This is a genomic window from Congzhengia minquanensis (assembly GCF_014384785.1).
Taxonomy (GTDB): Bacteria; Bacillota; Clostridia; order UBA1381; family UBA9506; genus Congzhengia; species Congzhengia minquanensis.
In genome coordinates, this window is sequence record NZ_JACRSU010000002.1 from 320154 (window position 1) to 334338 (window position 14185).

A 14185-nucleotide genomic window follows, 5' to 3' on the forward strand; every position below is an offset into this window, starting at 1 on the left:
AAATCACTCTTTCTTATACTTTTTGACTGTTGCCTTGCCCGTCTTCCATGTCGTAATAATCGTTCCTGTATCAGGGTTAATATTCACGGTTGCATTTTCCCCTATAAATCTTTGGCTTTTTCTGCCGTAAACATCAATTATGGGTTCTTTGACAACCAAAGGTTTTTGAAGTGCAGTTTCAATTGCCGAATTTGTTACGCCTCTTTCTGCTGCCCTTTCGCGAGCGTGAGAAGTCAACCCTTTTACCTGTAAACCATTAGCTGTCTTTATTATACCATTTCCATCGGTTTTGTCAACAGGTTTTGGATAATATGTCGCCATGCGATTATACCGTTTTTCCAGACCGACAGTCTCACACAAATCATCATATGTTTTGCGGTAAGCAATAATTTTATCCTCGCATTGCCTTACAAGCACTTTGTCACCGCTTGCATTTGCCATATACGCTATATCCCGCTGTCTGCGCGTTTCCGTTTCTATCCGCCTTTGCGCCTGCTGCCATTCATAGGCTGTCTTTTGTTTTCCGTTAAATTCAATAAGTGTATTGTCTTTTGCCTTTTGTTCTGCAAGCCACTGTGCATCATAACGCGGCTCAGATACGCCCAAAATTACGTCTGTTTTAAAATGCAGACAGCCATAATCGCCCAGCCTTGCAAGTGCCTCTGCGCCGTCCTTGTATGTCCTGCCGTTGACTGTGACATCGCCGTCATATGAATACATCTCGCCGCCCATAAAAGCATGTGTGGGACGCGGGTGTGCATGGTAATCTACTTCAAAGCCGTCACAGCCCAGTTGATCCCCGACATGCTCATCATATGCCTGTGCCACCTGTTTTGCCCCATACAACAGATTTTGCCTCACCATGCCGGAAAGAGAACGGTTTACCCCGCTTCCGTATGTAACCTTAACGCCGGAGCCTCCCAACCTCTTAACTGTTTCCCGCATTGCCGTGTTAAAATCCGTGGTGCCGGTGGATACTGCGATTACAGCGTCATCAATCGCCTTTTGGAATGCGCCGGAAAGCGGAGTAGACCCAATAACATCTCCGGCCAAATTATATTTATCAAAACATAACGCCTTCGTGCGGCTGAGGTTTATCATATCCTCGGCTGTCTGCACAGCCCAATTACGCACTAATTGCTGTGCAAATTCGTTTTGCTCAAACGGCACAAATTGCATGCCCTTAAAATCATACAACGGCTTATATGAGTTTACACCGTCCGTCACTGTCTGAGTATAAATCTTTTCAATGTCGGATATGTTCATTTTTGTAATTTCGGCAAGCTTTTTTGTGATTGCCGCCATATCGCCGGAAATGTCCGCCATGTTTTTTAGCGCGATTTGGTCTGCAGTGTTAAGCTGCCCGATTGATTTAATGCGTCTGCCAATTGTGGATAACGTATAATCGTTGAAATAATTGCACCGGTTAAAAACTGCGTCGGCATACTCGTTTAACTTTTGTTCGTCTATCTGCGGCATTTATCCCACCGCCTCACATGTTTAACATGCTTTCAATACTCGACTGCGTGCCATTCTGACGCTCCATATTAATGCGTTCAAGCTTTTCCTGAGCTTCTTCGTCCGAAAGGTTCGGAAACCAATATTTTATCAAATCAATTTGTTCCATCGCTCCTTCCTGCCGCATCTTGATATTATTATCAATCCGCTGCTGCTCGTCGTCATAAATATCTGTCCATGTTTCATCATAAGTCCATAAATCTTCACGGATACCAAGATACATGCTGTCGGCTTTTAATGTTTCCATATTGCCGTCCTGCACAGCTTTCCTGATGTTGTCTTCCAGACTGATGTTATCAATATTCAGCGTGCGTATTTCGGTAGCCGTGGCCGCGCTGCCGCTTTTTTCATGGGTAATCAGTTCATTAACTCCCATCAGATTTTGATACTGTTCCAGCAATTTTGTTAAGTGTGCATAATAGGAGCTTTCACGGATTTCCGGAGAAAATTCATCAATCATATTTTGCGTAATCCCTGATTTATGCTGAATTGGATAGATATATTCATCAAGACACCACATGCCAATCGGATTTCCGGCTTTATCCCTCCGGCGCACAATACTTTCATCGGGAAACAGTTTTTTACCGCTGGATTTGAATTCCACCCGTATTTGCTCCAAAACCGTCTGTATTTGCTTTTCAATGACCGCACAGCCATAATTTAATGGCTTTCCGTATGTGTCATTCCCAAAAGCCAAAACAGGTGATTTATAACGACCAAATCCAATATTGTTTGCCCCTGCGTATGTTGTTTCAGTCTGCGTAATGCTCTGCCATTCCGGGATACTTGCCGTAATCTCTCTTGATTGCTCGTCCGCAACAAAAAATGTAATTTTAAGCGTTCCACGCTCGTCCAGATTGTGACGGCGGCACAAAAAATATGCTTTGTCATTTCGCCGGACAGCGTCTATAATCATATAGCACTCTGTTATCCGGTTTCCGGCCATTCCCGTAATGCAAATCCGGTCGCCGCTTAAATAACTGTGAAACAGCTTTCTTTCGCCGTTTACTGTTTCAAAATACGGTACAACCCAGCATTCAGAAATCCGCTGCGGTGTATCAGAGCCGCCAAGCATATAAGAACCAATTTTATAACAGTTTTTTTGTAAATCCTCGCATAGCTCAATGAGCGGCTCGGCAACCTTACTGTCGGTAGTTAGCTCGAAATCGCATTGCATAAATACATGGTTTAAAACTTTTTTTAACACCATCACAAAAAAGTTGACCACAGTATCATCATCCGCATTTAACGCTCTGTCACCGTGTTTGCCCTTGTTTAGCCATTGATTTATCTTGCTGTCCAACCGCTGCAAAAGATTATACCAAAAGCGTTTCATTGTGTCTCTCAAAATTTCACCCCTCGTTTAAATAGTGCCAATTCCCAGCGCAGGAATATGTCATGCTGTCGTATGTGTCTATCTGCATGCTTCCATCATCAAGCGGTATGGCCTTGTCCGCCTTATCGTCATAGACAAGATTTTGCAGTTCATCAATTAAGTCATTGCATTCATTTTCAACAAGCTTAAACTTCCCCTGTGCCATCAGCACGGAAAAAAGGAACGGCCTGTCTTCTATGGGTGGTTTATATGTCTTGCCGAAAATATACCGCTTTTCATTTAGCGTATTAATAATTACGTCTGAATGGTCGCAATTTACATTGTCAATTCTAACGTCAAAATCCTGCTGTATTCCATCAATAAATTCAAACACAAATTGTTCCACCTGTTCCATTGGCAGGTCTTGTGCCTGCTTTTTTTGTGCTCTCAAGACGTATATAACGCCATCATACCCCTGTGCGCTGCAGCACATGGAATACGCAGAACCATTTCCGCCAATGTCAAAACCAACGTCAACCCATCTGAACCGGTTTGGAAAATCAGAGCGCGCAATCATGTATTTATCTGTGTGTTCCGCAAAGTCCTTAAAGATAATGCCGTCAGCAGTACAGCGCTCGCCCAAAATATCCCGCTTATAAAACACGCTGTCTTTTTCATACTTCGATATTTCAGCGTCGAGGTTATCTTGCGACAAATTAACATTGTCAAAGATGTTAAAGGTGACGAGATTAAAACCGCCTTTAAGCTCACCGTCTTTGTCCTTTTTAGTGTAAACGTCAATAAATTCCTGATAGATTTCAGCATTTGGGCTTTCCGGGTTTAAATCCCAGTAAAACCGCTTTATGTCTGCGTTAATCTGCCTGCGCTGGGCCTCTCGAATGGTGTCTGCGTGGTGCAGGTTAATCTCCGTTGCAATCCAAAGGCCAATTGACATGCCGCGAAACTTTTTGTAGCTGTCCGCTTTGGCCCCGCCGCAAAACAACACGATTTTTTCTTTGTAGTTTGTATCTTTTCCGCATATTTTAAGACATTCATTGCCCTTATACTTGCCCCACTTGCATTGGCCCCGGAATATGTGCTCTAAGCCGTAACCGTCACAGTCGCCGATAATCAGCTTTGCCGTGGGTTGTGTGGAGGCTGTAGCCAAATGCAGCTTGTCGTGTGACCGCTTTAAATCATGTGCAAAGCAGAAAATGTTGTCAGTGGTCTTACCGCTCCTGATACTGCCTTCGGCAATGTTCATGGCGCTGTGCTGTGTCCGGCGCATATATTCTTTGTGTTTGTCGCTCCAATTGTAATGGAGCGTTTTCGTGCGCTTAATCATCAGCAAACACTTCGCTTTCCGCGTCAGATACGTCTTCTAAGTGTTCATCACCAACATCTTTCTGTTTATCACGCCATACGTTCGGCTTTCTGTTTTTCAGCCAAAATATAATGGCTGTGATATTTCCTGATTTTGCCAAATTCAACAGTGCATTTTCGACTTCAACGTCTACAACCTCTTTGCCCCTTTTTAGGGCCTCGCAAATCTCGCAATACTTTTCTTTGTAGCGATATAATGTCGCCGTATTTATCCCCATTTTATCCGCAATCTGTTCATCGGTTAAGCCGTCCCTTGCCCAAGCTTCCAAAAGCAGCAATCCGTCAGGCTCTAACCACTTTTGATACTTGCCTTTTGCAATAGCGGCTCACCTCTTTTCTAATTAACTTTTACCCTCCAACCCATCCGCCGGCGATTATGTCCGGCACGCAAAAAGACGCCCCACAGGGAGCGTCTTTGATTATCTTTTATTACATTTTGAACTATATCATAGATTGGGTATCAATTTCAATCAACTGTCTTTATTTTTTTTAATGCTCTTTTGTGTAATACATGCACCCATTGAAAGGTTATGTCCAACTCAACGGCAATCTTTTCCCAAGTCATATATCGTAAATACCTTAACTCCAAAAGTGTCCGATAAGTTGGATTTGTCACTTTAGAAATTGCATCGGCAATCTCACACTTAACCGCATACAAATCATCAATGTGACATTCCAACTTGTTTTTATACTCTATGTATTTTAGCGTTGCGTCTTCCGTTTTATTACTCTTAGATGTCTGTACCTTGATGTCGCTGTAATGTGCAGTAACGGACAACATACGCTCCTTAGCGGATAATAACTCCCGCTCCAACGCTGTTATCTCATTGTCTATCTTCCATGCCCTAGACAGCCATTCCTTTGTGCTCAATCGGTTCACACTCCTTTTTTCACGCTCATCATGTTATGAAATTTTATATACTCTTTTTTACCCAACCATTTAATCCACTTCCCGCATCGAACACAATAGAGCCCTTTATGCGGGCCTTTTTCAGCAATAAAAAAATCCATACCGCCGCATTTAGGGCAATAATAATTGCTCAATATCATCAAGCCCCCTTTGCTTTTTTTATCCTGGCTTTTAATACATTCATCACGGTTTCGTGCGTTCCTGCCCGTTCCTGAATCGCATCTAAAACATCTTCATCCACACAACCTTGTGCAACAAGAAAATGGTTATAAATTTTGTCATAGGGCGACCCCTGCCGCCACAAACGGCACTTGCCCTGGTCGTTTAATTCAAAACTCCAGTTTGGCGTAAACCAAATAATGTGCCGGCCGCCGGCCTGCAGGTTAAGCCCATATGCACAGCTTGACGGGTGTACCAGCAGCACGTCAATATTTCCGGCGTTCCAGTCGTCCTCATCCTCTGTGCCTTTATACACACGCACACGCAGCTTTGTTTTGGCAAGACGCTCCAATATGCGCTCTTTATCGTGTTGAAAGCCATAAAAGGTGATGCAGGGCTCGCCGTCAATACGCTCCAACAATTCCATGTAGGCGTCAAGTTTGCAATCATGGAGGTGTATAACCTTTTTGTCGTTATCATAAATGGCGCCACTGCAAAACTGCAGCAGCTTGCCGGTAAGAACCCCCGCCGCCGTGGCAGTAACTGTGCCCTCGTCAAGCTCAAGCAATAAATCACGCTCAAACTGTTTATATGCTTTCATGGCTTTACCGTCAAGCACAACGGGGATTTCATGGTCTATGCACCCCGGGAGCTCTAAGTAATCCTCAGCTTTCATCGATACACAAATATCACTTATCGCCTTTAAAACAGCAGCCTCCGCGCTTTCCTTTGGCGAATAGCTTGTAAAATGCCCGCCGTGTGTGTTGGCGTCAAAATACATTTGCCGGTATTGCGTTATGGTCTTACCAAGCCGCACCCCCTCATCCAACAGGTACACCTGCGCCCAAAGGTCTTCAAGCCCTGCTGAGGACGGCGTGCCGGTAAGCAGCACAACTTTTCTCATAAATCGGCGCACCAGCTTCAACGCCTTAAACCGTTTGCTCCTGCCATTCTTGAAACTGGTGCTTTCGTCCAGCACCACCATATCAAACGGCCACGCCTGTTTATAATAGTCCACCAGCCACGGAATATTTTCCCGGTTAATCACATAAACATCTGCCGGGGTGTTCAGCGCTTTCACGCGTTTTGATGCACTGCCCAGCACGGTAATAACACGCAGATGATTTAAATGATCCCACTTTGCAGCCTCTTTGCTCCAAGTGCCTTCTGCAACCTTTTTCGGCGCTACAACCAGGACTTTGCAGACGCTCCACCGAAAATACCGCAGTATGTTAATCGCCGAAAGCGTGATTGAGGTTTTCCCCAACCCCGGCCGAAGAAACAACCCGACTGCAGAATCGTTCACAATTCGTTCAATACAATACGCCTGGTAATTATGCGGTTTATATTCCATTCGGGATTACCTCCTCGACAAGCGCCTTAACGGCGGGCCATCCATAAGCGACCCTGACATCAGCCCCTCGTTTTTGCATTTCGCTTCTTTGCCATGTTTGCAGTTTTGATAACCTGCCAATCTCTGTTTTTAGCTCCACAAATATTATCTTGCCATCCGGTGTGATTATAATTCTGTCCGGCACCCCCGGGTTTGAGGGGCTCACAAATTTATAGCAAAGACCTCCGCGCTGTTTCACCATCTGTACCATACGGCGCTCAATTTCTTTTTCAAGCATTTAAACCTCCTTTTTTTTGCAAACGTAACAAAGTAACAATTTTTTCTATAACACGCGTATATAGGCGGATTAGGCGGATTAGAGAGTATATATATTCTCTATTTCTCTATTTTTAATATATTATATAAATAATTGTTACATTGTTACAAAACATCTAAAACCCCTTGTTTTATGCGGATTTCAGCTGAAACAATTGGCGTAACAATCGCGTAACAATTCAATTTTTTGTTACACACAGTTTTTAATTATTACAGGCAATTGTTACAGCTTTTTAAAGCCTCTCTGCACGCCGTACGGCCCCGCCCGCATTGTTCTTGTTTCCTTTTTCCAACCGGGTGTTGCAGCCATAATGGCGTTTATTTCCCGGGTGTCCGTGTTCTTCATGTCCTTCATGTTTCCACCGAACGCCTCACACCAAATTTCAAGGGCACACACGCTTTCGCGTTCCACCAAACGGTAGTCTCCTGCTGCGTTGCCACCCCAAAAAATACGGCGTTTATCAAGTGTCCACTTGCTCCAATCTTCCGGCACTTTGCGCTCCATAAACTCACGCACAATACCTTCGCGGCTGGATGTTTCTCTGTGTTCTTCCTGTTTCGCCTTTGCGTCTGATTCTATCTCTCCGCTTAAAAACAGGGGTTCTCCTGTCTGCCAGCGGACAATTGCCTCAGCCCATATCTGATCGATTTCACGGTCTAAATCGTTCCACACACTTTTGGTGCTGGGTATTTCTCCGGTGTCAATCGGCCAAAACCGACGGTTCCCCGTAGTATCCTGCAAATATTCGTCTGTGTTTGTGGTTCCGAAAAATACGCACGACCGCGGCAGTTCCTTAACATTGCGTCCGTATGCTGCGCGAAAGCGGTCAGCTCTCAGACTCAAAAACTGCTTAATGCGGGCAACGTCCGTGCGCCGGAACGCATCCAGTTCCGATACCTCAACCATCCACACGCCCTGCAGCAGTTCAGATGCTTCTTTCCCCTCAAAGGTGCGGATGCTGTCGTTAAACCAGCCGCGGCTCATTTTGTCAAGCAGAGTACTTTTTCCGATGCCCTGCGGACCTGCCAAAATTACCATGCTGTCATACTTGCACCCCGGCGTCATGGCACGCGCAACCGCCGCCGTAAAGGCTTTACGTGTAACGGCACGATTATAAGCTGTGTCTTTTGCGCCAAGGTAATGAATAAAAAGGGTATCGAGGCGGGGCACACCGTCCCACTTTCCTTTTAGGCCGCTTAGGTAATCCTGCACTTCATTAAAACTGTGGTTGTTTGAATGGAGTGACAGTGCAGCGTCTATCTTGCCGTTGCCTGTTATTCGGTACACTTTTTCCATATACCAATACAGACCGCTGTTGTCGTTGTCATCCCAAAGACGGCGTTTTTCCCGGTTATCCCAAGGAAGAGAGCCCAGCACCTCGCCGCGGTTGGCAAAGAGGTTGAGGGCAAACTTGCCTTTCAGCATAGGATCATGCTCCAGAATAATACATACATTATCAATGGTAGCTTTAATAGCTCCGGTCTGCTCATTCTTTGCAAGCAGACACATCCAGTTTGCAGGGTCGTCCAGGTTGTCCGCTGCTACACCGTCAAAGTCTTTTATTGCCTCCTCGTAACGCTCCTGGCTCATAAGCGCCGAAACATCTGCCAGGCCGACAGCCAGGGCGCACATAGCGGTGTAAGAGGGCAGACGGTTTGTTGGAGTGCCGGCCTGCGCCTCGTCATCTTTATCTCCGAACTTGTGCAAACGCACAAGGTCAAAGGCGTTTACCAGTCTGCCGCCGCATGGGTCCGTTGCGTGGTGGCTGTATAAAAATTTGCCGTTATCATACAGCACTGCGCCGCCGGTGGTAGATCCTCCCAGGTATGTATATCTGCCGGGCATGGTGCTGGCGGGCTCATAGATACCGGGGAGCAGCTCATCCATCGCACGGTGTATGTCATAGGTGCGGCAAAAAGCACCCACAACGCCGTTTTTGCCTTCCGGGTCGCCTTGTTTTACCGCCAGTTTGGTAAACGCCTGCTGTCCGGGAATAGACGGCCACTGCGTAACGTCGTGCCAATCTGCGTACTGTGCAAGCAGTCCGTCAGCCTGCAAAAACGGCTTGTCGGCATAAACATATATGTATTGACTGTCAGAACAACAGCTGGGCCAATACATAAGGCGGCTAACCTCAAAGGTTGTGGGGTCGGCAAACTCAAGGCCGATCATTGCCGCCATTTTACGGGCAATGGGCTCGTATTCGTCTGCGGTTACGGTTCTGTCGAGCGGAAAGAGAACGCGCAGCCGGGGCGCTGCAGGCTGATGTTTCCGCGTGCTGTAAACACAATACCCGCACCCCAAACCGTCTATACGCCGCAGCACATCATCTGTGCCGCCTGCGGATATGTTGTCAAGGTCTAACGTGATAATGTCGCGCCCAATCACACTGTTTGCTTTACGGCGGCTGCCGCTTAAGCTGCCGCCCACAAAGCCGCCTATGTCTTTTAAGTCATCCTGCTGCGACTTTTTCAGCCTCATATATTCTGCAAGGGTTTCTGTGCCCCTTGTTGGTGTTTTCAGTTTGTTCCACAGCTCCGAAACCATCAGAGTTTGGGCTGTCCATAATGTAGAACGCCGGCTGCTGCCGGCTGAAATTGTTATTTTTCTGTCGTTTTTCATTTTGTTGAACGCCCCTTATCGTGTTCAGTGAAAAAATAGTCCCTTACGGGCAATTGCATTCTGTTTCTCATCAAATTTATCCTGCCGCGCTTCATAATCAGCCTCGGTTTCATAAAAGCTGCATGCACCGTTTTTACACTGCAAACAGTTTAAAACGCCGCAGCCACGTTGCCCTCTCATTTTGTGTTTGTACCAGTAACAGTCCTCTCTTATTACACCCATTTTACGCACCTCTTTGTTTTAATCTTTCTTAAAGTACGTGCCAACCCAGCCGTCTGCACCCAGAGGGAGCCCAGGCGCCCAGGGAATAGGGCGGCTCATAATCCGCACGACTTCCTCCAGCGTGGCAGCGTCGGGCGGGCAATCAATTACAACTTCATCGTGAATATGGAATATAACGGGAAGCCCTGCTTCCTCCAGGTGTTCAATCGCCTGCGCCAGGCAGTCACGGGCAATGGCTTGCACGCAATTCTCAACAAGCTTGCCGCCGTATGTTTCAATGCGGCCCCATTTGTTTTTATCGTTCACACCCATATAGGTAATGGACGGGTTTCCCCAGCGGTTTAAGCCGAGCTGCGGAGCGATATAATAGAGCTTACGTCCGGAGGGCAAAGTTATTGTCATACAGTCGGTATTTTGGTTGTAGTCAAACTCACGGGCGATAACAAGGCAATTAAGCCCCACACTGCCGCCCTGAGAAATTACCTGCACGGCTGCGGCGTCCATTTTGTACCATAGGTCCCGGATTCGCCTGTTGGTTTCACGCCATCTGTTTACGATATCCGGCAGGTCTTCCTCCGGAATACCCATTTTAAGCGCACCCATATTGATGAGCGCCCCCGTGCTGCCCTGGTATCCCAAAGCCAGCTCCGCTACCTTTCCTTTTGCGCGCAGAGCGTATTCCGGGTTGCCCTTTTTGATACGCTCAAGCGGCACGCCAAACATTTGCGAGGCTGAGGCTTCATATATTCTGCCGTGAGTGCGGAAAACCTCAAGCCGCCAATCCTCGCCGGCAAGCCATGAAATCACCCGGGCCTCAATGGCTGAAAAATCCGCGTCAATTAAAGCGTTACCGGGGGACGCAATAAACGCTGTGCGTATTAATTGCGACAATGTATCGGAAACACCGCCGTAAACAGCCTTTAGGGCGTCAAGGCTGCGGCGTTTTACGAGGTCGCGGGCAAGCTCTAACGGCTCCGTGTAGGTACGCGGCAAATTCTGCACCTGTACCAGACGTCCGGCCCATCTTCCTGTGCGATTGGCTCCGTAAAACTGTAAGAGCCCGCGCACACGCCCGTCCGGACAAACTGCAGCGTCAATCGCATCGTACTTTTTGGTGCTGGTCTTGCCAAGCTCCTGCCGAATTTCGAGCATGCGCTGTACGGTGCCGCTGTTGTTTTTACGTTCTAAAAGGTCAGCAACCGTACTTTTTCTAAGGTCCGAAATCGCCTCGTCCATTTCCGTTTCAAACCAGCCCGTGAGCTGCGAAACGCTGTTGGGGTTGTCCAAGCCGGAAAGCTGCGCCGCCTCCTGCATCAGCTGTGACCGAACCGAGTTGCCTAAATCAAGTGCGCCGTTCACCAAATCCATGTCAACGGCAACGCCGCGGCTGTTAATAATAAGGTCTGTTTCCCATTCTTTTTGCACAAAGTCCGGCACGGGGATTGCAGAAAGCCGCCTCTCAATCTCCATTTCCGTAACAACGTCCTGTTTGCAGTATTCTTTGAACAGCTCCCACCGCTCCGGAGAATGGCGCGGGTAGTTCCGCGTGCGCCCTCCGTTTGTTTTTGTAGGACTGCATGGCACACAAAAATAACGGATAAGCGCTTTTCCTGCGTTCAGCTTTTGCTTGTCTTCCGGCAGCCCCAACGCTTTGCCTGTGGCGGAAAGCCCCGCTGTATAACCGGCATATAAACCGTGAAACATGGTGCAGCGCCATTGCTCCGGCGGAAGCTGCCTGCCGATATATTTTGACAGGCAGCCCCACTCAAAGGGAGCGTTATACGCATGCTTTATGTATTCCGGGGAGGTTATGGCCTCGGCCACCCAAGCAGGGAGCATTTCACCCTGGGCAAAGTCTACAACCTCCACCGGAGCGCCGTCTAAGGAATAGGCAAAGAGCAGAATCTCAAAGTCCGGGCTCGCTATGTACTTTTGCGCGCCGGCTTTTGCAATCGGCACAGTAGAAAATGTTTCAAGGTCAATGCTTAAATGATGCACGCCCTTTGCCTCCTTTTGTGTTATTGTTTGATTTGTTTGATTAAATCTTTTACCAGTGCATCCATGTTCTCGGCAATTCGGTTTAGTTCCTGCACGGGATGGTACAGTGCGTCATTTCCTACGACAGAATCTCCGCTTGACATCGCCGTATCCAAAGCACTGAAAGTCTGTATCAGCATGGATAATGAAGTAACCGCACCGTCAAGTCTTATAATTGTTTTTTTTTATATCCATATCTGCCTCCTATAAGTATTGTTACATCGGCTGTCCGGTAATCGGGTTTATCCTTACGCCATTTGCGGGCTGCGCCGGTGCGGCGTACTGCTGGGACTGCTGCGCCCAGGGCTGATCCTGCCCGGCAACAGAGGAACCTACATCCGCAAAGTCAGACACAGCGGAAGCACCGCCGGAAAGCGGCTCGCCGTCTTTCGTTTTCATCACGTTTCCCAAACCGCAGCCAACACCTTTGTTTCCGGCTCTGTCAAAAGCGTAAAAATTGATTGTGACTCTGGCATACATGCCGCTGTAAACGTCCTGCGGTGCAAGCTCACACTGAATGTTGTCAATTCCTACAACCTGCGGCTTATTTTTAGAGGACGCAGTAAGAACCCAACACCCCTTGCATTCGTCGCCGAACGGCAAGCCAGACGGACGAAGACCGTCACCGTCGTGCAAGATAACCTTGGGCTGCGGACGGGCGCCGCCCCATTTTTTGCTCACGCCGTCCTCATAGGCGGCTTTCATCGACGCGTCGATGTCCGCTTTTGTTGCGGTGTCAGTTTTCGGAATCAGCAGCGTAACGCTGTATTTTGGTTCTCCGCCGTCCTGTGCTGCGCGCGGCGCGGTAAGATTTGCATAAGAGAGGCGAACCTCTCCGGTTAATACTTTTGTCGCAATATTCTGATACATCGTTTTCATTCTCCTTTTTTGGTCTATATAGTATTTTTCAAAGTAGTAATCTTCTATATCATCAAAGTGGCTCATTCGATGCCACCCGATGACTGTGCCGCCTCTGCAAAATCAGCCGCAGCAGGATTGTATGCCTCTCTTTTGTCGCTCATCGGGGCTAAAGTTGGCTTGCCGAGCGGCTTGACTACAAAGCTGCCGAGCTTGTCCATAAATTCAGCTTTTCCCATAAGCTGTTCCAGCGCAGTCAGCGTTTTGGGCTTACGGTCATATACAAGAGCCTCATCATACCCCGCGGCGAGAACCGCTTCAATTGCGGCGTCTTGGTCCGTAAAGGTGCGAACGCTTCTGCCAGCAACGGCTTTCCAGCCGGAAATCTGCCCGCCGTTTAAAATTGTTTGCAAAGCGTAGTCTTCTAAATCGTTATACCATTTTACAAGCTCTTTTCCCCTGACGAGCAAATCACCGATTTCATCATCGGTAAGGGTGTTGGCACCATAAGACGGTGCACTGCAGTTTCGCGGCACACAGTCCTTAAACTCCTCAAGGGCGGTGTTTACATCCGCACGGGCGCGGCACTGCGCTTTGCCTCTGCAAAAGCGGCAATGCTCGCCGGGACGAAAATCCCCCGGCCCCATATACGCCTGCTGCGCGATAGGACGAATCGTTTCCCCCCAGGCAATCAGTGCATCGGCAGTTATTGTTTCCACACTGGGCTCGCTCTGAATTCGCGGTTGTATGATTGTCATACGCACATTTTTTATGGTATTGCCGTAAACTGGTTGGTACCGTTTCAGCGCACCCAGCGCGTACAGTCTCATTTGCGGGTTGTTTTCGGCTGATACCAAAACACCTTTGCCGTGTTTATAATCAGTAATGTTAAGGGTATCACCGCCAATCATAACGCAGTCGCAGGTGCCGAACCCTCCCGGTACATAGTCTGAAAAATCCACGACAACCTCAGCGGTCACGGCCGGCGGCCTTGAATACATCATTGCGGCCTCTGTCAGATGTTCAATATAAAGTTCCGAGGTCTTGTCCATTTCAACGTTATAAAGAGGGTCTTTTTTCAGCTTGTTATATCGGGTTGTAAAGGTGCGTGAGCTCATAGGCGTAAACTTTTTTAAAACTTTTAGCTCGCAAACACTGTGCGCAAGCCTGCCCTCCTCGGCATATTCCGAGGTTGTTTTCTGAAACTGTTCCTCAAAATGGGGGGCCGCTGTGCAATTCAGCCAGCGGGAGGCAGAAGACGCAGACAGCAAAGCGTGTTTTTCCGGTGTCGGCATTATCCTTCACACTCCTCGTCAACCATATGGTCCAACGCAAAATCAACGCACTGTCCAATGATTCTGCACATTGAAACACCGGTTCGGTCACTTAGTTCGGCTATCTTGCTATAGCAAGACGGTGTTACCCGAATCACATTTTTATTTTTACTGTCCCTTAATCCCGGGGTTATAATCACAAATTTGTCCACTGTCT

The 14185-nt window shown here is 47.6% G+C and carries 14 protein-coding genes; all 14 read right to left on the bottom strand.

Annotation, left to right across the window (positions count from 1 at the left end; all coding sequences use genetic code 11):
- Window positions 1–3: 3 nt before the first annotated feature.
- Window positions 4–1479, bottom strand: a complete 1476-nt coding sequence (locus H8698_RS06585; protein ID WP_249311801.1) for a phage minor capsid protein — start codon at window positions 1477–1479, stop codon at window positions 4–6.
- Between the two features lie 13 nt (window positions 1480–1492).
- The gene (locus tag H8698_RS06590; protein WP_249311802.1) at window positions 1493–2866 is read right to left on the bottom strand and encodes a hypothetical protein; all 1374 of its coding nucleotides are present in this window, start codon (window positions 2864–2866) and stop codon (window positions 1493–1495) included.
- 4 nt (window positions 2867–2870) lie between these two features.
- Window positions 2871–4178: a PBSX family phage terminase large subunit gene (locus H8698_RS06595; protein ID WP_249311803.1), complete on the bottom strand. Its 1308-nt coding sequence runs from the start codon at window positions 4176–4178 to the stop codon at window positions 2871–2873.
- Window positions 4171–4485 (bottom strand): hypothetical protein, encoded by a 315-nt coding sequence (locus H8698_RS06600; protein WP_283245409.1) that lies wholly within the window; start codon window positions 4483–4485, stop codon window positions 4171–4173. The genes H8698_RS06595 and H8698_RS06600 overlap by 8 nt, the downstream gene beginning before the upstream one ends.
- 197 nt (window positions 4486–4682) lie before the next feature.
- The gene (locus H8698_RS06605) at window positions 4683–5087 is read right to left on the bottom strand and encodes a DUF1492 domain-containing protein (protein ID WP_249311804.1); all 405 of its coding nucleotides are present in this window, start codon (window positions 5085–5087) and stop codon (window positions 4683–4685) included.
- A gap of 178 nt (window positions 5088–5265) precedes the next feature.
- On the bottom strand, window positions 5266–6639 hold the full coding sequence (locus tag H8698_RS06610) for a DEAD/DEAH box helicase (protein WP_249311805.1): 1374 nt from the start codon (window positions 6637–6639) through the stop codon (window positions 5266–5268).
- Window positions 6629–6916, bottom strand: coding sequence for a VRR-NUC domain-containing protein (locus H8698_RS06615; RefSeq protein WP_249311806.1), 288 nt, complete (start codon window positions 6914–6916; stop codon window positions 6629–6631). The genes H8698_RS06610 and H8698_RS06615 overlap by 11 nt, the downstream gene beginning before the upstream one ends.
- Window positions 6917–7177: 261 nt before the next feature.
- Window positions 7178–9577, bottom strand: coding sequence for a virulence-associated E family protein (locus H8698_RS06620; RefSeq protein WP_249311807.1), 2400 nt, complete (start codon window positions 9575–9577; stop codon window positions 7178–7180).
- 24 nt (window positions 9578–9601) lie between these two features.
- On the bottom strand, window positions 9602–9799 hold the full coding sequence (locus H8698_RS06625; protein ID WP_249311808.1) for a hypothetical protein: 198 nt from the start codon (window positions 9797–9799) through the stop codon (window positions 9602–9604).
- Between the two features lie 18 nt (window positions 9800–9817).
- Entirely contained in the window at window positions 9818–11797 is a 1980-nt protein-coding gene (locus tag H8698_RS06630) for a DNA polymerase (protein ID WP_249311809.1), read from the bottom strand.
- A 20-nt stretch (window positions 11798–11817) separates the two neighbouring features.
- A complete protein-coding gene (locus tag H8698_RS13290; protein WP_283245410.1) occupies window positions 11818–11940 on the bottom strand; it encodes a hypothetical protein in 123 nt (40 codons plus the stop codon).
- Between the two features lie 112 nt (window positions 11941–12052).
- Window positions 12053–12781, bottom strand: coding sequence for a DUF2815 family protein (locus H8698_RS06635; protein WP_249311810.1), 729 nt, complete (start codon window positions 12779–12781; stop codon window positions 12053–12055).
- A complete protein-coding gene (locus H8698_RS06640) occupies window positions 12778–13989 on the bottom strand; it encodes a DUF2800 domain-containing protein (RefSeq protein ID WP_249311811.1) in 1212 nt (403 codons plus the stop codon). Before H8698_RS06640 ends, H8698_RS06635 begins: the two co-directional genes overlap by 4 nt.
- Entirely contained in the window at window positions 13989–14180 is a 192-nt protein-coding gene (locus H8698_RS06645) for a hypothetical protein (protein WP_249311812.1), read from the bottom strand. The genes H8698_RS06640 and H8698_RS06645 overlap by 1 nt, the downstream gene beginning before the upstream one ends.
- Between the last annotated feature and the right edge of the window lie 5 nt (window positions 14181–14185).